Below are 17,484 nucleotides of genomic sequence, written 5' to 3'. Positions count from 1 at the left end.
ATGGAAAATGCCTCGAAACCCTTTTTTCTTCTCTCCTTCATTCCCGCGGTAGCTTACTGGTTACTGGAGACCTACTTCTCACTGGAAGTCGCTTTAATCGGCGGTATTCTTTTGGGCCTAGTGGAGATGGGATTAGAGAAGAAATTCACGGGCCATGTTCACACTCTTTCAAAACTAAACGTAGCTTTAATTGTGATTCTGGGAGGAATTTCTCTTATCGCTAAAGAGGGAATCTTTTTTAAGTTGCAGCCGACTTTAACAGGTCTCTCACTTGCGAGTTTTCTTCTTTATAAAAAGTTTCGGAAACAATCTCTTATGGTTGAAATGCTCCGGGACATGAAACAGAAACAGCCACTGCCGGATGAGGCCTATAAAGTATTAGAGTGGCACATGTGTGTTTTCTTAATTCTCTTTGCGGCCTTCATGGCCCACGTTGCGATTAATGAAACGACTGCCACCTGGCTTTTTTGGAAGACCGGTGGCTTCTACATTGTGTTCGGCGGCTTCATGGTGATTGAAATGATTTTCATGCAGTGGTATTTGCGGAGATTCAGAAAATGAAAATTTGTATTTTTTGTGGAGCAAACGCCAGCACGGACCCGGAAGTAGATCGTCAGGTAAAGATTATTACTGATCATTTTGTAAAACATAACGTGGAACTGGTTTACGGTGGTGCCGGGATCGGAATCATGGGTGCCCTTGCCACTGAAGTGATGGTAAAAGGTGGGAGAGTGACGGGAGTCATTCCTCAGCGCCTCATGAAAAAAGAAATTGCCCATGGAGGTCTGACGGAACTTCATGTGGTGACAGACATGCATGAACGTAAAAAAATGATGTATGACCTTTCCGACGCATTTCTGATCTTTCCTGGTGGAATGGGCACCATGGATGAGCTATTTGAGATTCTTACTTGGAAACAATTAGGAATTCACGCTAAGCCCATTGCTCTTTTTAACATCAATCATTACTACGATGATCTGATTAAGTTTTTAAATCTGGGTGTTGAGCGCAACCTCATTAAAGCACCTGATAGAAAACTTTTGTTTGAGTCTTCTGACTGGAACGAAATTTGGAATCACATCAATGCGCATAGAACTTAAACCTTACAATACTTCTTCTCGTAGTGAAGCGGAGGAGATCTTCGCGGTGATACAGGAGTATTACGAGCGCTCTCCTTTTCCACCTACAGTAGACAAGATCATGCAGGGTGGAGTGAAGTATTTTCGGGCCATGCGTGATGGTAAACAAGTTGGGATTTCAGGCTATGTGATGAAAACTCCTAATCTTGCTGAAACAGTAAAGACCACGGTGTTTAAAGAGTTTCAGGGACAGGGTCTAGGGAAAGAAATTTCTCTCGCTATTGAAGACGAATGTAGGCGCATCGGTATCAAGAAAGTCATGACCACCATTTATTACTTCAACCATGCCATGATTGGTATCAAGCTTAAGCAGGGCTATACCATTGAAGGCTATCATCCAGATCATGAGGCCCCTGGGTTTCATGAATACAGTCTGGGGAAAGCTTTAAAATGAGCTGGTGGGGAAATTTATTCGGACGTGATCCGAAAGACCTATTTTTAGAATTTTCACCACAAGACACTCAGTGGAGAGTGGTGACATGGAACTTTGATCTTCAGGATCCAAAATCTCGCCAGTGGACCATCGAGGTCCATGGCAAAACTTCTAAGTTAATTCATTGGCTGCGGGAAAAACATGATGAGCTACGCTTTTTTGAGAATGATCGTATTGTTCGAAAACGCAAAATGCCCGGAAAAGATCCGGAGCACATGGCAATGATGAATCTTGCCCTTCACTCGACCTTAAAGCATAGCTTGGAGTCCAATCATGCTTTTATGGTGACGCCGGTGAGTGGTGCAACTGCCATGGACATTCAGAATGAGACCCGCGCTCTTCAATGGATCCAGGCCACCTTTACCACTCTTATGAGGGCCCTCGATAACATCAAAGACAAACCTGAACTTATTTTGACGGCCGCTTGTTTTTCTGGAAGGGTTCCTGATGGGCAGGACGATGTTTTCCGAGTGATCGCTTTTAATTTGGACATCTTTTTTTATATGCGACCGGATCAGTCCCTGCAGATTGTGGTCTTCGATGATAAGAACATGGGGCATGGAGAGTCCAAAACTCCTAGCTACCAGCAAATAATCAAAGTTACAAAACCGCAATTCTATGATGAAATAACTAAGCTGGTGCACAAGATAGCTCAGGTAGGAGAGATTCGTTGATCGGTTTTTTTGCCCTCGTTATTATTTATTTCGGTTTTTCCTGGGGACTCCCTTGGCATAAACTGCCATCGACTATTTCTTTCTCTTATATCTTCGATCTTCTATTCGCTCTGGGCGTTTCATTTTTCTATCGTCTGCCTTGGAAATTTAAATGGAACATCACTCGCCAGACCTGGAAAGCTGTGGCCGAAGTGGTGGCCCTGGCAGTGGCGGCGATTGCTTCCATTTGGTACATGGACATTGAAACTCCATTCCGTTTAGTGAATGGATTAGAGTGGCACTTGTTACTGTTTGCCCCAATTCTGGAAGAACTGGTTTTTCGTCAGACTTTCCAGCGTGTTCTGATTGCTCAAGTGGGAGGAAAGTATGTGACCTCGATGCTTGTGGCCTCGATCTTCGCATTCTCTCATTTAGTGGGACTCACTGTGCTTCCGGTTGAGTACGTTCCTTTCATCGGTTTCCAGGTGTTTTACACTTTCGTTCTAGGGATCATCTGCGGTCAGGCACTCCTAAGATTTCACTCAGTTATCGCACCGATTTTCCTGCATTTCCTATTTAACCTGTCGTTCTATATCGCGCTCCAATTGGAAGTGATTTAGATTTACTTCATACTCGCTCATTGCTATATTGCGCCATAAATTTATAAACCCACATCTTAGATTTAACAGCTAATGCTTTGAGGGACTATGGAAAACAATGAAAACACGACTTCAGTGAAAGTCGGCGAACTCGAATTCCCACCACGTAAAGTTTGGATGAAAACTTACGGCTGTCAGATGAACTATCATGACAGTGAACGAATCATGTCTCATTTATCGGGACTTAATTTCACAAAAACAGAAGAGCAATCAGAAGCGGATTTGGTGATTTTTAACACCTGTGCGGTTCGTGATCTTGCTAACCAAAAATTTTACTCTCACTTAGGTGAGACAAAAAAACTAAAAACAAACGCAGACGTCGATCCGGAAACGGGCCTTAAGAAAAACGTGATCGTTGCGGCCGGTGGATGTATTGCTCAAACTGAAGGTAAGGACCTTATCTCAAAATACAAGCAACTTGATTTTGCTTTTGGGACTGACGTTGTTGATAACATCGGAGAGATGGTTTATCGCGCGTATGCTGGTGAGAAGAAGTTTGCGGTAACAAGCTGGGACCGTTCAGACAACTATTCAATTGAAACGAAAATCACTCATGGCTCTCCGATGGCGTTTGTGAACATCATCAAGGGTTGTGATAAGTTCTGTTCATATTGTATCGTTCCTTTCACTCGCGGTCGTGAGAAGTCACGTCGTCTTGATGAAGTGGTAAAAGACGTTCGTCGCCTGGTTGAGCACTCTGGTGTTCAGGAAGTCATGCTTCTTGGCCAGAACGTAAACTCGTACGGAAAAGATAATGGTGAGTCGTTGGGACAACTCATTATGGAGCTAGAGAAAGTGGAGGGCCTTGAGCGTCTTCGTTATACAACTTCTCATCCGTATGATGTGACTGATGATCTGGTTGATGCTCACGCTAATTCTAAAAAACTTGCAAACCACCTTCACCTTCCAGTGCAGTCTGGTTCAAATACTGTTCTTCAACGTATGCTTCGTGAGTACACGGTTGAGCACTACCTCACTCTTATCGCTAAGATGAGAAAGGCCAACCCTGAGATGATCATCTCAACTGATATCATCGCGGGTTTCCCGAATGAAACAGAAGAAGAGCACCAAGCAACGCTTAAACTTCTGGAAGATGCTCAATTTGATTTCATCTATTCTTACTCTTTTTCTGCCCGTAAAGGCACGAAAGCGGCAAGAATGAATGATGTTCTGACTGATGATATTCGCGGTCGCCGCCTTCGTGAAATTCAGGCCAAACAACTGGAGATCCAAGGTAAAATCCGCCAGGGCATGGTTGGGAAAACTTACCGCGTTCTGGTTGAAGAGAAGGGTCTTTCAAAAGGTGTGACAAAATGGACCGGCCGTACGTCTTGTTACCGTCTCGTTCACTTTGAACCTGAGACTCCGGAGCAGGATTATCAGTGGCATTGGGTAGACGTGGAGATCACTTCTGCTACGGCCCTTTCAACTCAAGGTAAAATTATTAAGGATCACGGGAAGAAGCTGTGAAACCGATTTGGTTTGTCTGTGCTTGGATCGCGTTCGCAATTGGTATTGTGGGCGCGTTCCTTCCCGTCCTTCCGACCACGCCATTTTTAATTCTTGCGGCCTTTCTTTTTTCTAAGTCTTCACCGCGCTTTCATGCCTGGCTTTTGAATCTTCCATTGGCCGGAGATGGCATTAGGGACTGGCAACATAATCGTGTGATCCGCACCAAGGCCAAAGTCCTGTGCTCTGTCATGATCTTTCTTTCCTTGGTGGTGATACTCACTAATGGCAATATCCATATGGCAGTAAAAATCATTGTCCCGATCATCCTGGTCTCCGTTTGGGCCTTCGTTGTCACCAGAAAGAGCGAATAAGAGCATTTTGATCGGTAGATTTTGTGTTTCTTTCCGTTAGAATAATTCCATGTTGAAAATCTTGATGCTTTTATTCTTGTGCTCCAGCTGTGGCATGATGGGTTACCTTACTGAGCAAGGACTTGGCCAGGCCAAGGTCCATTGGGGTGCCAAGAAAAATGAAGTCTACCTGGATGACCCTAAGGTCTCTGAAGACGTAAAAAGAAAGATTCTTCTGGTAGGGGAGTATAAGAAATTCTTCTATCACTACTTTGGTGCCAAACCGACCAACATCTACACCAAGACCACAATCTTACCTAATAAGGCCGTTACTTATCTCGTGATCGCAAGTCCTCACACGAAGATTGAGGCCCACGAATTTAATTTTCCCATTATGGGGAGTTTCCCTTATATCGGATTCTTTCAAAAAGATTCGGCGATCGAGTATGCTAAGGACCTTCGTGAAGATGAAAATCTCGTGACCTGGATTCGTCCGGTTTATGCCTACTCATCTCTTGGCCTATTAGAGGACCGCATTCTTTCTTCATTCTTCCAGTATGACGATGTAGAACTTGCTGAATTAGTTTTCCACGAACTCTTTCATACAATCTTCTTTATTAAGAACGAAGTTGATCTGAATGAGAACCTCGCAAATCTTTATGGTAAGGCCATGCTCCAAGAATATTTTAAGGGGCGTCCGGAGCTAAAAGATTATCTCGCTCGTGAAGAAAAGAAGAAGAAGGTGAGCCTTCGTGTGGTTGAACTTATCTCCATCCTTCAAACTGAATTTGCCAAACTTGGTGGCTTCATCACTGATCAAAAGGCCGATGAGCTGACTCAGCGTTTTGTGACAGAAGTCTTTCGTCCGGATCTAAAATCTCTCTGTGCCAAACTAGAATTGGATGAAGAGGACTGCGAAATCAAGGATGACTGGAACCAGGCGAGTTTTGCTGCGTTTCTCACTTATGAGGAAGAGCAGGATTTCTTAGAAAAACTCATGGTTCAGAATAATTTCGACTTAAAACAGTACTTAACTTGGCTTAGAATGGAGTACGACAAGTTTGACGATCAAGATAAGATCGAAAGCTTTACCGACTACCTGAAACTAAAGGTACCCCATGCGCCACTTGCTACTAATTGATCCCATTGAAAAACTAAACATCAAAAAAGATTCTTCTCTGATGCTGGCACTTGCTATGCAGAAGAGAGGAATTGAGTGTTACGTTCTCTTTGAAAAAGACTTCGCCATCCATAATCAAGGCACACAAAAGCTTCGCGTTCACTCTTTTAAAGGCACTTTGAAAGAAGATCAGATTTATCTGGCGAGCTTTGAAACCACTGGTGAAAAAGTCATCGAACTAAATAACAGCGATGTTCTTCACATGCGTCTCGATCCACCATTTGATAGTCGCTATCTTCGCATCCTGTGGATGCTAGATCACTTAGTATCAATGGGAATTAAGGTGATGAATGATCCACGTGGGATCATGAACTTCAATGAAAAACTCTACGCTTATCGCTCGAACGGGGCAACTCCAAGTTATGTTGGTTCAAGTCTTAAACTGGCCCAGCAATTTGTTCAGCATCTGGATCCAAAACCATCTGCACTGATTCTGAAACCAATGGACCTTTATAGTGGGCTAGGGGTTGAGAAATTATCTCTCAATGCTTGGGAAAAACGCTTTGAAGAAAAGGTCGTCGAGCTTCAGGGGCCAGTGATCGTGCAGCCGTTTCTCGAGGCAGTGGCGCAGGGGGAAATCCGTTCTCTCTACTTTAAAGGCAAAGAGCTAGGGACCATTCTGAAAACGCCAAAAGACGGGGAATTCCTCTCGAATATTGCTCAAGGTGCGACTTTCCATGCAGAACCTCTAACACCAAAAACTCGTGCTCAATGCGAGGCCATTGTAAAAGAGCTCATGGAGTTCGGAGTTGATTGGGTCGCTTTTGATATTTTGGGAGATGCAGTTCAGGAAGTGAATATTACCTGTCCGGGACTTCTAGTTGAAGTCAGCTACGCCCACAAGAAGAATCTTGCGGACGTAGTGATTGATATGATGAACTAGTTAAAAGTTTTTGTACCGTTAGAAGCAACTTCGATATCAAGTGACCAACAGTCTGAAGTTCTGATTTGTTTCCAAGTCCCAGAGACGTATGGGTTCTGCGGATAAATGAAGCCGTAAGTATCGTAGATGTACGGTTCATTAGTGCCGTAGCTTGGTGACCATTCTTGGTTACCCCATACGTTTGAGATCTTAAAGTAGATACCGCCTGGATATTGAGCGGCATAAGTAGAAAGATCCAGCGCTGGAGTACACTTATTCACGTCGATAATTTTTGTTCCTAGGTTCACCGTTTGAGTCGTACCTGAAAGAGTTGTTCCTACTAGAGTTAGATCAAACTTGATTCGGCCATAACCTTTCATCGTTGATTTACCAGATACACGGCCCGGACAAACTGTCGTTGTGTTTCTAGATTCCGGTTGAACGTTGGCAATGAATCTCACCTTTAAGATCGAGTCACCCCAGAAGAAGTTTTGTGCACCTGATTTTGATCTCAGGAGTTCAGAAGTTGTATCAAAGAACTGCTGGCCTGAGGCCGGGTCATAGTTAATTTGTCCGCGAAGAGTAACACTTCCTTTACGAGTATCATAAGGAGTGTAAGAGATTCCTGACGGTGCAGAGGCCGGTGTACAGCTGATAGAAGGAACATATGGATAGTTCACCATCCAGTTTTTATCAACGTAACCAGAATAGTATCTTGGATATGGGTTAGGGTAGGTCGTCGTGCCACCAGTCGTCCCTCCGGCCGTTCCACTCGTTGTTGAACCAGTAGTCGTTCCAGTGCTTTGACATGAAGGAAATCCAGGATTTTGTTGGCAGTATGTATATCCGGGGCAATTAGGTTGGGTCCAGTAGTAGTTACCTGTACAATATTGAGCTGAGCCAGTTGTTCCCCCACAGGTTCCGTACCAAGCACATTGTGGATCCTGTGAGACTAATTTCGTTTTTGTTTTTTCCTGACACCCCACTACAAAGAGGATGAGAGTGAAAACAAAGAATAATGGCATATGTTTCATAAAATACGTCCTTTCTCCTTGAACCTATCGGAAAAGACTCAAGGAAACTTGATAAGTTCATATCCCTTAAAGTGTAACCTGTTGAAAATACGAAACTGGATGCAAGATTTTAATAGATTTTGAAGTCTTGAAAGGGGTCTTAGTCTGAGCTTTAATAATTGGCCTATGAAGAGAAAAGACTTTTATCAACTTATACAGCCGCTAACGGACAAGCTTTACCGCGTGGCCTTCGCCTTGATCCCTGATGATCTTCAGGCCGAGCAGTTGGTAATTGATGGGATGAATGCATTTCTTTTAAAAGAGAGAAACAGCATCATGTTCCGTGATGTGAATCTCGAAAACAAAAAAGAGACTCTGATTCTTCGTCGTCATTATTACAAAGGTATTCTTCGTTTTCTGGTAGATATCGGAACACGTCGTGCAATTCAGTTAAATGAACAGATGAGAATCACTCGTCCACCTGAATACAATTCATTCTATTCACTTGATCCGAAGGTGAGAGTGGTGATGAGTCTTCGTTATGATTCACAGTTTACTGTGGAAGAGATTGAAGACATTCTTTTTATTCCACGTTTTGAGATCATCGAAAAAATTCATAATGGTCGTTTTCTTCTATTAAATGATCTGAATAAAGGGGCCAATCTATGATGGATAAAACCTATACTCAGTTTCAGAAGAAAATCGTTCCTTATCTAGATGGCTCTCTTTCTGCGGAAGAGACCGCAGAGTTTGAGGCCTTCGTTCATACGCATCCAGAATTTGGTGCTCAGATCAAGAGCAAGGAAGAAGAGATCCAAAGTCTTAAGGCCATGATTCCTATGCCGATTTTGACTCGTGAATCTCAAGAAACTCTTGAGTCAGAAATTCGCACGTCAATTTTCAATCTTCTTAAAGAAGAACCAAAGGGACTTTTCGATTCTATTCGAATTAAGTTCGAAGATTGGTTTAGCCGTTAATTACTAAGCTGAAGAAAATAGAGAACTCACCAGTCTTACTCCAAAGAGGTTTTGGTGGGTTGTGAAGTGTGTCCATGTCTTTCAGAACTTCTTCAAAGAAGCCCTGGAGACGATCAACATTTGTCCAACGAATCATCTTGATCTGTTTGATGTTACCTTTCTCATCGTAGGTAAGACGACCAGTCATGACCTGTTTGGTATCAGTCATTGGGAACTGAATATGCGGGTTCTCGCGCTGAAACTTATCAAGCTTCTTATAAAATGAATTCACATAACCAATCGCCGTTCTTCTTTGGAATCCGTAGAACATCAATTCATATTCGTTAAGCTCATCCGGGTTCACACCTTCTGGTACTTCCAGATTCACTAAAATATCAGAGTTACTAAGACTGCGAGCTCTCGGGTCTCCACTTAAAGCAGCAGCACTTGCTGGATAAGATGAAGCACCTTGAGTGCGTTGGAATTCTTGAATCTGATTACCTTTCAAGCTAATGGCATTGATGGCCTTCTGTCTTGTCTGAGGCATAACACCTGGACGAGATCCCGGACGTTGTTGTGGTTGTTCCGAGGCGGCCGGTTTTTGCTGGGCCACTTGAGGCATAGCTGGAGCAGCTTTGGAAAGATCACTGAAACTCAGGGCCTTTTTATGAAGGGGGGCCTTGTGGTTTTCCGTCATTTTGGCATTACCAGATTTAACCGCAGAAATTTCTTTCGAAGGATTCAACGACTTTGAAAGATACGATGAATTTTTAATCTTACTATCACGAGCTCCCACGGTACGGATTCTTCGCATGTCTTGAATGCGAAGGGGAGCGATCGGTTCACTTTGCCCGTGCTGAGAAATGAGATCCTTTAAATCAGGGAAAGCTTCGTAAGAAAACAGAAGAAAAAGGACATGGGCCACCACCACTGCGAAGAAGATCACAGTGACATCTGTTCTAACCTTAATGGTGATCGTGTTGGCCGACATATTGCCGGACTCCTTTACTCTAGATAAATCATACCATCTCGTGACTCTAAGAATCAATAAATCTCACCAATTCGGCAAGAGAATACCTGTCTGATTGCGATAGTCGGGTAAATTCTCCCGTCTTGACTCTAACGGCCTTAAAAAGAGACAATAGCTCTGGATTTTAAGATCTCGAAACAACAAGGATGTTGCTCTCCATGAAAAAATTACTCAGTCTCTCTGCTTCAAAAATCTATATGGTTTGTGGCCTGGGTCTCTTAATGACTCTTGGTGCTTTCTGGCATCATCAGACGAATCAGACGCAACTAGATCGTATGAATGTGCTGAATCAAGGTGTGGGTACATGCTTCAATCGCATCTCGCAAACATTCACTGCGATGATGATTAAAGACATTCAATCTCCTTATCTGAATCGTGAGTTCATGGCCCTTTCAGATGAGTGTTTAAATGAAACAATTAAAGGCATCAACCCGTTCCGCAAGAACGTAGGGAAGGGATACGAAACACTTAATCAATTAATCTCTGAAGTTCATTGGTTTCATGAAAAAGTTTTAAAGATTCATGCTCCAATGCTCGTGGGAAAAATGATGGACACTCCACTTGCTCCGCTTAACGAGCGTTACGGTAAAATGGAGGCCTTCAAAGTAAATCTGGTTGATGAAATCGACGCAACAAATGCTCAAATCCGTGAAGTACAGATGAATGATGAGATCCTTATGGGAGCTGGTCTTATTATATTCGTTCTTTCGTTAAGCCTTCTTTCTCTTCAGGAATTCAATCGTCACCAACTTCAGCGTGAGATTGAAAGAGAGGCCCTTAATCTTCTTAAGGCCGGCCAGGCCAACGTAGGTGCAATGGTTGACCGTCTGGTAGATCGTGCTCTGATGACCCAAGGAATGCCTGTTACGGCCCAGATCTTTAAAGACTATCACGGTGACCTTCTTGAAAGAATGACAGCAAAAATGCCAATGACAGAAACAACTGCTGTTATCGCCCAGGAAGAAAAAGTAGAAGAAGCTCCAGCGACTCCGATGCACAAGACTTCTTTGAAGGAAGTTCTGGTTTCAATTCAGAACATCCAACCAAAAGAAATGATCCACGCTTCTGATGTCCGCGATGTTCAGCTTTCAGTTCCCTATGAGAGTTTTGAGCAAGTGATGAACGCGGCCGTTAACCAACTGGCAGCTCGTCGTATGGATGATAAAAAAATCATGATCTCTAACCAGATCCACTCGGATCGTACGGTGATTTCTCTGTTCCTTGCTGGAAGCATTTATACTGCTTCTGAGCTTGAATATGCCACAAGCACAAACGCCGCTGCAGGTGATGGTATTGATATGAACATGATCATCTTGAAAGAGATGGTGAATGAATCAGGCGCTGGCTGGCACGTTGAAAACAAAACTGATCGTAACGGGAACATCGTAGGGATGAACATCCGTCTGATTGTTAACCGCATTCCGGCCAATCAAAGAAGCAACAAACTTGTTTCTGTTTTTAAAGGTAAGAAGAAAGACCTTACTCGCGAATTAATGAACTAAAACTGAAGAATAAACGTCACTGGTCCATCGTTGACCAGTGACACTTTCATAAACGCCCCGAACTTTCCTTCCTTCACAGTAAATCCACGATTTCTAAGTTCACGATTGAAAAGTGCGTACTTTAATCGCGCCTCTTGTGGTGCCATGGATTTTTCGAAACTCGGCCGATGTCCACCGCTTCCGTCCCAGCTCAACGTAAATTGGCTGACTGAGAGGATTTCACCTTTTACGGCCTGAATGTCTAAGTTCATGCGGCCTTCGGCGTCGTCGAAAATGCGAAGTTTTGAGATTTTATCTACTGCTTTTAGAAGCGAGTCTTCTGAGTCACCCTGCTCAAAACACACTAAGAGAAGAAGTCCCGAGTTAATGGAACCAACGATTTCAGCATCAACCGAGACAGAGGCCTCTTGTACTCGCTGAACGACAACCTTCACGGCATCCTCTTCGGTGTTACCTGGACTCTCATAGCGTGAGTGATAGAGTTTTGAACCTGGCCCAGAAGTTCCTGGTACGAGGTCTTAAAGCTCTGAGTGGTCTCAATGATTTCTTTCAGGTCACTTAGTGATGGAATATGGACCGCACGAAGGATCTTAGAGATCGGCACATCTACCGCGTGAGACAATAGGAACTGGATAAACAGAACCATTGGTTCTTCAGTGTGAAGACGTACGATGACTTTATGATGGCTCATTAGCTCTAGAGAATAGAGCTTTAATTCGCCTTCGTGAGAAACTTTAAGTTGAGTCTGAGTCAATGGCAGATGGATATCAGTTGGAACTGTTCCTTCTACGAACTCTAGGAAAATATCTTCATTCTCCGGATAAAGCGGACGAGTTGGCTTTTGAACCAGTTGTCCTTGAACTAGAGGATTACTGAAGCTTACTTTCTGACCGAAACGAAGGTCGTCCATTTTCCAGATAAGAGATTGGAGAGTTCTTTCAAGGTTTGAATAACGAGAAAGGATCTCACAAGCGTAACGTGGGAAAAGGTTCTTCGTGATCTGATCAATATGCTGGAAGGCCTGAAGGATATCACGAGGAGAAGCATCTAAAAGTTGCTCTTCGTTCATTTCAAGCATTCTGAAACCTGATTTAAGGTGCTCAGGTAGAGATTCTGTTTCAGTTAAAAACTTCGGAACTAGGAACTTACTCAAAGAACCTTTCACAAGTGATAGACCACCAGTGAAAGTAAGGTTCATTACTTGCTTCCCAACTGTTGTTAGGAAGTAGTTACGAAGAATGTTCGGGTTAAGGCCCGGAATCTTCGGAATGAGCTGGAAGTAGCTGCAAAGAGTCTCACCGTAGTCCGAATGAATCGAACGGAACGTGTCCATTGGGTGAATCTCTAGATTCACATCACCATGACGGAAGTCCACTACCAGGAAGTAAGAAACGTCACGTTTAAGACCCAGGTTAAGAGTCGACTCTGGACGGAACTTTTCTTCAGAGTGAAGAGACTTAATTTCAAAAATAGTATCTAGTGGAACACAGTTCGCGAGTAGACCCTTGAAGTAGGCCGGGTGAGTAATACGGCTTGAGTCTTCTGAAGTAGAATGAATCAACATGCCGTTTACAACTGCTTCCTGGAAGAATTCAACACGGAATGAATCCGGGAAATCCAGGTGGGCCATCGGAGGCACTTCATTTAAGTGCGACAGATAGAATGATCTCAAGTGTTCAGTCACAGAAGAGAAGTTGTGGAAGCTGTCTAGCTCGGCAGAAATACGGAAGTATGAGCAAAGCTGCTTTTCAGTTTCACACTTGTTCTTCTTACGGAACACGTAGATATAAGAACCAAGTTCGCCTTTACCTTTAACGTTCTCAAGATCGAAGATCGCCTCGGTCTTAAGTTCGCGCAGAACTGGTTCTAGTCTTTCACGAAGTGAAGGAACAAATAGTTTTTTAGAAGACAGAACAAACAAGTACCCATTTGGTTTAAGGTACTTCACCTGATCTCCGATTTGAGTCATGAGATAGTGCTGTGGATTGTTCTTAGGGAAATGACAAAGGTTCAGAACCACACGGTCATAAGTCGAAGTGTAGAAAGGATTGTCCTCAAGTAGGAACCCTTGCTTCACCTGATTATTTTTGCGGTTTCTGAAGTGTCCGCCCATGATTTTACAAATGTAATCAATCGGCTTCTCGTGCTGGCTCTCTGCTTTGTAAGCAAGGAAAGTCAGGAACTGAAGCTCGTTACAGATTTTAGTGAATGTACCTGAGATGAACTCAAGACCTTTGAAGTCCGGACATAGGAACTGGTCCCAGTGGAAATCTTTATTGTTCTCCTGGGCAAGCCAGTGAGAGAGAGAAAGGGACTCAAGATAATCACCAAAGTACTTACAGCTTACGATCTCTTCATCTTCCATTCCACCTGTTGGAATCTTCTTACCTTCGATGGTCTCTAGCCAAAGAGGGAAGTTGATTTGAAGAGAATTCAGGAACAGACCCAGGCTCACATGAGAAAGAGCATGCGAATAAACTTTCTGCTGATCTTGCTCAACCTGAGTACGAAGAGAAATATGTTTTGTGATTTCTGTGATTGCGAGATCACGCGACACAATCAGAAGTTCCTTCATGGCCTCTTTCATGCCTTCATGCGGACGGTACCAGCTATAAAGGTTACTCTCTAGGGCACGACTCTGAAGTTCAGAGATTGAGCCTTTCTTGAAGATCTGAGAGAGAAAAGAAGTTGGATAAAGAAGGGCCTTATCCGTTAACTCAATTCCACAACGATCAAGAAGTGACGAAATGAAACGAAGTTTTAGGAACGTAATTGTTGCTACACGGTTAGCGTAGATATCAATGAACTCAAGTAGCTTAGGATTGTCCTGAAGTGCCTCAGGAGAAATCGCCTGCCAGAAGTTACCAAGATCATCTAGTCCTTCAAAGTGAAGGCCCAGAGTTTCTGCATATGAAAGGAACTCGTTATAGAGTCCAAGCTTAATGGTTTTCGGGAAATCTTTTGTTTTAAAGAGTTCGTTCTTCACGTCCATCTGAACCAAAGTCAGAATGCGCTCAAATTTAATTACGTTCTTTGAAAGAAGAGAGTCGCCTTTCCAACCAGGAACAAAGCAGTGAAGAGGAGAGAAGCGGTCGCTTACTTCAGGACTGCGTGAAACGCGCGGGCCAGGAATGAAAGTCGGAAAACGTCCTTTGACATGAAACACTTCAGGCACTTCTTGATCAATAGCAATAACGGCCGAGTCTTCGAGAGACTCGATGTCCTTATTTAGCCATTGCGAAGCAAAGAAGGTTTTATTACTCAAAGGGACTAAACTCCTGTCCAGTAAAGCAAAACTATTGAAAACATTAATTAAATGGGAGAGAAGATTATGGGTTATCCCAGTGTTTTTGTCATGAAAAAAGACGACTAAAAAAGACGATTTTCCTAAAGTTTAGTCGCAATGTGCCGAATAGGTAAGTGAGCTTTATAATTAAATAAATTACACTTACGGGAGTGAGATATGGATAAAAGCTTCAACGACCAAGAGCTTTCAGACATCATGAAAGAAATTGAAGCCTTAGAAGAGGATTTTTCAGGGGAAGAAGAAGTTCATGCAACTTCGTCGGTACTGGAAGAACTCGCCCATATGGATGAAAAAGAATCCGTTCCGGTTGCTGCACCTGCTCCGGTTTCTTTAGAAACAAAGAGGGCCGCGCCAAAAGCAGCTCCAGTTCAACAAGCTTCGGCCCCGGCCGCTACATCAATGAGTTTTAAAGTTCAGGGCAATCTTTCGCTTGAACTGCAGTTCGATATCGGTGGCAAAGTCGTTTGTCTGGAAGTAACAGAAACGGGTCTCAACATCGAAATGGATGGCGGTATGAAATTTACTGTGCCAGTATCTGCCGAAACTACTTCTCGTAAAAAAGCTGCTTAATCAATGTCTATAAAGATCTTAGGTGGAATTGCCAGAGGATATCCTTTGGCAACTCCTAAGGCCGATTCCACCCGGCCAACTTCCGTTCTCATTAAACGTAAACTTTTCGACTGGCGCCAACACATGGACGAATACATATTCGTGGATCTTTGTGCGGGCTCAGGGGCCATGGGCTATGAGGCACTTTCACGTGGTTCACAAAAAGTGTTTGTGAATGATTCGATGAGAGGGGCATTTCTTACCCTGAAAGATAACAAGGCCAATCTTGAAAAGGCCTTTAAGTTTGAACCGGACATGATCACAGTGACTAATTTGGACGCAAAAAATTGGGTCCAAAAAGAGCTTCAGTATCAGTTACCGGAAACAGAAAACGTCATTCTTTTCTTCGATCCTCCCTATGAAAACCATGCTCTTTACTTTGATGTTCTGAAGATCTTAAAAGAGATGAACTTCCAGGGCGAAGTGTGGGTGGAGTCCGATCGTCTCAAGGGACCAAAGATCGATCTCGTCACGGGAGCATTCCAATCGGTTATTAAAAAAGTGGAACAGGGCGATCATTTTGTCGTCGTCGGCAAATTGGTATAAGATTAAACCTATAGTTTAATCTCCAAAGGATTTCCACTTGGAAAAGAAACGTGCGTTGTACGCCGGTACTTTCGACCCATTTACTAACGGTCACCTCGACATCGTTCAACGGGCCATCAAAATTTTTGATGAGATCGTCGTTCTCGTTGCTGTATCTCCCAATAAAAAACCATTCATGAGTAGTGAACAGCGCGTGAATGTTCTGAAAAAACTTTTCGCGCATGAACCGAAAGTGAAAGTGGACAGTTGGGGGGGACTGATTGTTGAGTACGCTCGCCAAAATAAAATCGGCTCTATCGTAAGAGGCCTTCGTCCTACGGGAGACTTTGAGATTGAATTTCAAATGGCCTCAATGAACCGTAAAATCAATCCTGATTGCGATACGGTTTTCCTCATGACCAGTGAGAAGCTTTACTACATTTCAAGCTCCCTGGTGAAAGAAGTTTATAATCATAATGGAGACATTACTTCGTTTGTTCCGCCTCTGGTTCACGAAGAAATGAAGAAGATAAAAGGTTAGTCGATGCTTTTAAGTTCCAGAGTCAAAGGTATTTCAGACAGTATCACCATGAAGCTCAATGAGAAGGCGATCCAGCTCACAGAAGAGGGGAAAGTCATCTACAATCTTTCAGGTGGTCAGTTACCGATTAAGCCCGTCTCTGAGTTTATTGAAAAGATCCATCATCAATTAAATTTTCTTAAAAGTTATCAATATTCTCCTTCCGCCGGATTTCCGGCCCTCAGAAAAAAACTTCTGAAACTTTTCACAGACACTCGTCGCCTTCAACTTGAAACAGTTGAAAACGATATGGATGTGATTGTGAGTAATGGTTCTAAGCACTCTCTCTACAATGCCTTGGGCGCCATTATTGATCCGGGTGATGAAGTGATTCTTCTGGCACCTTATTGGGTCTCATATCCAGAGATGATTAAATTCTGGGGTGGAGTTCCGATGGTGGTGAAGTCGAATGTTTTTGATGCCTTCGTTCCTGCAATTGAAGACATTAGAAAGATCATTTCTCCTAAGACCAAGGCCATTATTGTGAATAGCCCGAATAACCCTTCAGGTGTTCATTATTCAGAAGCATGGATGAGAGAATTCGCGGAACTTCTAAAAGGGAATCCGCATGTGGTCGCGATCTCAGATGAGGTCTACGCTGATATTAGTTACTTTGATCCAAAACCAACATACTTCTATCAATTTGATCGCTCGCTTTTAGAGCGGACAATTGTCGTGCACGCAATCTCAAAGACCCTGGCCTCAACAGGTCTTCGTCTTGGATGGGCCATTGCTCCGGCGGATGTTGTTCAAGCGATGGGAAGAATTCAAGGGCAAACGACCTCAGGACCAAACAGCCTTGTTCAAAGAGCGCTATTGGATTTTGATCTCCATTTCTTAGAGAGTTTTTTAACTCCCGTTAAAAATCACATCCGTACCAATGCGGCGACTTTAAGAGAGAAGTTCCGTGAAGCTAATCTGGGCCACTGTTGGTATCAATCAACCTCGGCCTTTTACTTCATGATCGACTTCACTCGTACTCCAATGTTTAAGCGCTTCGATGGTGAGGAAGATTATTCTTATCAAATCGCTGACGAGCTTCTAAACAATGAAGGAATCACCGTCGTTCCTGGTGTTGATTTTGGAATTCCAAATACCGCAAGGATATCGCTGGTTATTGAAGAAGTGCCTTTTCAAGAGGCCATTACTAAAATCGTCAGGTATTTAAACAAGTTCTAAAAGCTGGCACTTTTGGCCCGGTATATGGGCCATTTTCCCTCTGGTTTATAATTTA

At 43.3% G+C, this 17,484-nt stretch carries 20 protein-coding genes; 16 read left to right on the top strand and 4 right to left on the bottom strand.

The features are described 5' to 3' along the window. From ACJVC5_RS00480 to ACJVC5_RS00440, 9 genes are all read left to right on the top strand, one after another. Entirely contained in the window at positions 1–561 is a 561-nt protein-coding gene (locus ACJVC5_RS00480) for an inner membrane-spanning protein YciB (protein ID WP_408097416.1), read from the top strand. After that, the gene (locus tag ACJVC5_RS00475; RefSeq protein ID WP_408097415.1) at positions 558–1,100 is read left to right on the top strand and encodes a TIGR00730 family Rossman fold protein; all 543 of its coding nucleotides are present in this window, start codon (positions 558–560) and stop codon (positions 1,098–1,100) included. The genes ACJVC5_RS00480 and ACJVC5_RS00475 overlap by 4 nt, the downstream gene beginning before the upstream one ends. Further along, positions 1,084–1,533 (top strand): GNAT family N-acetyltransferase, encoded by a 450-nt coding sequence (locus ACJVC5_RS00470; RefSeq protein ID WP_408097414.1) that lies wholly within the window; start codon positions 1,084–1,086, stop codon positions 1,531–1,533. Before ACJVC5_RS00475 ends, ACJVC5_RS00470 begins: the two co-directional genes overlap by 17 nt. Beyond that, on the top strand, positions 1,530–2,246 hold the full coding sequence (locus tag ACJVC5_RS00465; protein WP_408097413.1) for a hypothetical protein: 717 nt from the start codon (positions 1,530–1,532) through the stop codon (positions 2,244–2,246). Before ACJVC5_RS00470 ends, ACJVC5_RS00465 begins: the two co-directional genes overlap by 4 nt. Next, positions 2,243–2,845 carry a CPBP family glutamic-type intramembrane protease gene (locus ACJVC5_RS00460; protein WP_408097412.1) on the top strand — a complete coding sequence of 201 codons (603 nt, stop codon included), beginning with the start codon at positions 2,243–2,245 and terminating at the stop codon, positions 2,843–2,845. The genes ACJVC5_RS00465 and ACJVC5_RS00460 overlap by 4 nt, the downstream gene beginning before the upstream one ends. 87 nt (positions 2,846–2,932) lie before the next feature. Continuing rightward, complete coding sequence (miaB, locus tag ACJVC5_RS00455; RefSeq protein WP_408097411.1) at positions 2,933–4,354, top strand: tRNA (N6-isopentenyl adenosine(37)-C2)-methylthiotransferase MiaB; 1,422 nt, start codon at positions 2,933–2,935, stop codon at positions 4,352–4,354. Beyond that, positions 4,351–4,707: a YbaN family protein gene (locus ACJVC5_RS00450; RefSeq protein WP_408097410.1), complete on the top strand. Its 357-nt coding sequence runs from the start codon at positions 4,351–4,353 to the stop codon at positions 4,705–4,707. The genes miaB and ACJVC5_RS00450 overlap by 4 nt, the downstream gene beginning before the upstream one ends. A gap of 49 nt (positions 4,708–4,756) precedes the next feature. Continuing rightward, positions 4,757–5,827 (top strand): aminopeptidase, encoded by a 1,071-nt coding sequence (locus tag ACJVC5_RS00445; protein ID WP_408097409.1) that lies wholly within the window; start codon positions 4,757–4,759, stop codon positions 5,825–5,827. Next, positions 5,805–6,749, top strand: a complete 945-nt coding sequence (locus ACJVC5_RS00440) for a hypothetical protein (protein ID WP_408097408.1) — start codon at positions 5,805–5,807, stop codon at positions 6,747–6,749. The genes ACJVC5_RS00445 and ACJVC5_RS00440 overlap by 23 nt, the downstream gene beginning before the upstream one ends. Here ACJVC5_RS00440 and ACJVC5_RS00435 read toward each other — a convergent pair. Beyond that, positions 6,746–7,762, bottom strand: a complete 1,017-nt coding sequence (locus ACJVC5_RS00435; RefSeq protein ID WP_408097407.1) for a hypothetical protein — start codon at positions 7,760–7,762, stop codon at positions 6,746–6,748. The two genes, ACJVC5_RS00440 and ACJVC5_RS00435, sit on opposite strands and share 4 nt — an antisense overlap. Before the next feature lie 165 nt (positions 7,763–7,927). Between ACJVC5_RS00435 and ACJVC5_RS00430 the strand changes: the two genes are divergently transcribed. Next, on the top strand, positions 7,928–8,410 hold the full coding sequence (locus tag ACJVC5_RS00430) for a hypothetical protein (protein ID WP_408097406.1): 483 nt from the start codon (positions 7,928–7,930) through the stop codon (positions 8,408–8,410). Beyond that, on the top strand, positions 8,407–8,718 hold the full coding sequence (locus tag ACJVC5_RS00425; protein WP_408097405.1) for a hypothetical protein: 312 nt from the start codon (positions 8,407–8,409) through the stop codon (positions 8,716–8,718). The genes ACJVC5_RS00430 and ACJVC5_RS00425 overlap by 4 nt, the downstream gene beginning before the upstream one ends. Here ACJVC5_RS00425 and ACJVC5_RS00420 read toward each other — a convergent pair. Beyond that, entirely contained in the window at positions 8,708–9,688 is a 981-nt protein-coding gene (locus ACJVC5_RS00420) for a hypothetical protein (protein ID WP_408097404.1), read from the bottom strand. The genes ACJVC5_RS00425 and ACJVC5_RS00420 overlap by 11 nt on opposite strands. Positions 9,689–9,885: 197 nt before the next feature. On the opposite strand from ACJVC5_RS00420, the gene ACJVC5_RS00415 reads away from it, so the two are divergent. Further along, the gene (locus ACJVC5_RS00415) at positions 9,886–11,229 is read left to right on the top strand and encodes a hypothetical protein (protein ID WP_408097403.1); all 1,344 of its coding nucleotides are present in this window, start codon (positions 9,886–9,888) and stop codon (positions 11,227–11,229) included. Here the strand turns inward: ACJVC5_RS00415 and dtd are convergent. Beyond that, positions 11,226–11,663, bottom strand: a complete 438-nt coding sequence (gene dtd / locus ACJVC5_RS00410) for a D-aminoacyl-tRNA deacylase (RefSeq protein ID WP_408097402.1) — start codon at positions 11,661–11,663, stop codon at positions 11,226–11,228. The two genes, ACJVC5_RS00415 and dtd, sit on opposite strands and share 4 nt — an antisense overlap. Next, on the bottom strand, positions 11,660–14,494 hold the full coding sequence (locus ACJVC5_RS00405) for a hypothetical protein (protein WP_408097401.1): 2,835 nt from the start codon (positions 14,492–14,494) through the stop codon (positions 11,660–11,662). Before ACJVC5_RS00405 ends, dtd begins: the two co-directional genes overlap by 4 nt. A gap of 198 nt (positions 14,495–14,692) precedes the next feature. On the opposite strand from ACJVC5_RS00405, the gene ACJVC5_RS00400 reads away from it, so the two are divergent. Genes ACJVC5_RS00400 through ACJVC5_RS00385 form a run of 4 tightly spaced genes read left to right on the top strand, consistent with a single transcriptional unit; the run spans position 14,693 to position 17,429 of the window. Beyond that, positions 14,693–15,106, top strand: a complete 414-nt coding sequence (locus tag ACJVC5_RS00400; protein WP_408097400.1) for a hypothetical protein — start codon at positions 14,693–14,695, stop codon at positions 15,104–15,106. Between the two features lie 3 nt (positions 15,107–15,109). Next, on the top strand, positions 15,110–15,691 hold the full coding sequence (locus tag ACJVC5_RS00395; protein WP_321393142.1) for an RsmD family RNA methyltransferase: 582 nt from the start codon (positions 15,110–15,112) through the stop codon (positions 15,689–15,691). A gap of 37 nt (positions 15,692–15,728) precedes the next feature. Next, the gene (gene coaD / locus ACJVC5_RS00390) at positions 15,729–16,211 is read left to right on the top strand and encodes a pantetheine-phosphate adenylyltransferase (RefSeq protein WP_408097399.1); all 483 of its coding nucleotides are present in this window, start codon (positions 15,729–15,731) and stop codon (positions 16,209–16,211) included. Between the two features lie 3 nt (positions 16,212–16,214). Continuing rightward, positions 16,215–17,429 carry a pyridoxal phosphate-dependent aminotransferase gene (locus ACJVC5_RS00385; RefSeq protein WP_408097398.1) on the top strand — a complete coding sequence of 405 codons (1,215 nt, stop codon included), beginning with the start codon at positions 16,215–16,217 and terminating at the stop codon, positions 17,427–17,429. The last annotated feature ends 55 nt before the right edge of the window (positions 17,430–17,484 follow it).

It is taken from the genome of Peredibacter sp. HCB2-198 (assembly GCF_045999315.1).
Classification (GTDB): domain Bacteria; phylum Bdellovibrionota; class Bacteriovoracia; order Bacteriovoracales; family Bacteriovoracaceae; genus Peredibacter.
The sequence above is the reverse complement of the archived record's forward strand: the minus strand, read 5'-3'. Positions and strand labels throughout refer to the sequence as shown.

Excerpts from the sequence above, each read along its gene's own strand:
- ACJVC5_RS00480 (WP_408097416.1), top strand. The coding sequence starts at position 1 with ATGGAAAATGCCTCGAAACCCTTTTTTCTTCTCTCCTTCATTCCCGCG.
- ACJVC5_RS00440 (WP_408097408.1), top strand. The coding sequence starts at position 5,805 with ATGCGCCACTTGCTACTAATTGATCCCATTGAAAAACTAAACATCAAA.
- ACJVC5_RS00385 (WP_408097398.1), top strand. The coding sequence starts at position 16,215 with ATGCTTTTAAGTTCCAGAGTCAAAGGTATTTCAGACAGTATCACCATG.
- ACJVC5_RS00420 (WP_408097404.1), bottom strand. The coding sequence starts at position 9,688 with ATGTCGGCCAACACGATCACCATTAAGGTTAGAACAGATGTCACTGTG.
- miaB (WP_408097411.1), top strand. The coding sequence starts at position 2,933 with ATGGAAAACAATGAAAACACGACTTCAGTGAAAGTCGGCGAACTCGAA.
- ACJVC5_RS00465 (WP_408097413.1), top strand. The coding sequence starts at position 1,530 with ATGAGCTGGTGGGGAAATTTATTCGGACGTGATCCGAAAGACCTATTT.
- ACJVC5_RS00425 (WP_408097405.1), top strand. The coding sequence starts at position 8,407 with ATGATGGATAAAACCTATACTCAGTTTCAGAAGAAAATCGTTCCTTAT.
- ACJVC5_RS00415 (WP_408097403.1), top strand. The coding sequence starts at position 9,886 with ATGAAAAAATTACTCAGTCTCTCTGCTTCAAAAATCTATATGGTTTGT.
- ACJVC5_RS00470 (WP_408097414.1), top strand. The coding sequence starts at position 1,084 with ATGCGCATAGAACTTAAACCTTACAATACTTCTTCTCGTAGTGAAGCG.
- ACJVC5_RS00475 (WP_408097415.1), top strand. The coding sequence starts at position 558 with ATGAAAATTTGTATTTTTTGTGGAGCAAACGCCAGCACGGACCCGGAA.
- ACJVC5_RS00445 (WP_408097409.1), top strand. The coding sequence starts at position 4,757 with ATGTTGAAAATCTTGATGCTTTTATTCTTGTGCTCCAGCTGTGGCATG.
- ACJVC5_RS00435 (WP_408097407.1), bottom strand. The coding sequence starts at position 7,762 with ATGAAACATATGCCATTATTCTTTGTTTTCACTCTCATCCTCTTTGTA.
- ACJVC5_RS00395 (WP_321393142.1), top strand. The coding sequence starts at position 15,110 with ATGTCTATAAAGATCTTAGGTGGAATTGCCAGAGGATATCCTTTGGCA.
- ACJVC5_RS00430 (WP_408097406.1), top strand. The coding sequence starts at position 7,928 with ATGAAGAGAAAAGACTTTTATCAACTTATACAGCCGCTAACGGACAAG.
- ACJVC5_RS00400 (WP_408097400.1), top strand. The coding sequence starts at position 14,693 with ATGGATAAAAGCTTCAACGACCAAGAGCTTTCAGACATCATGAAAGAA.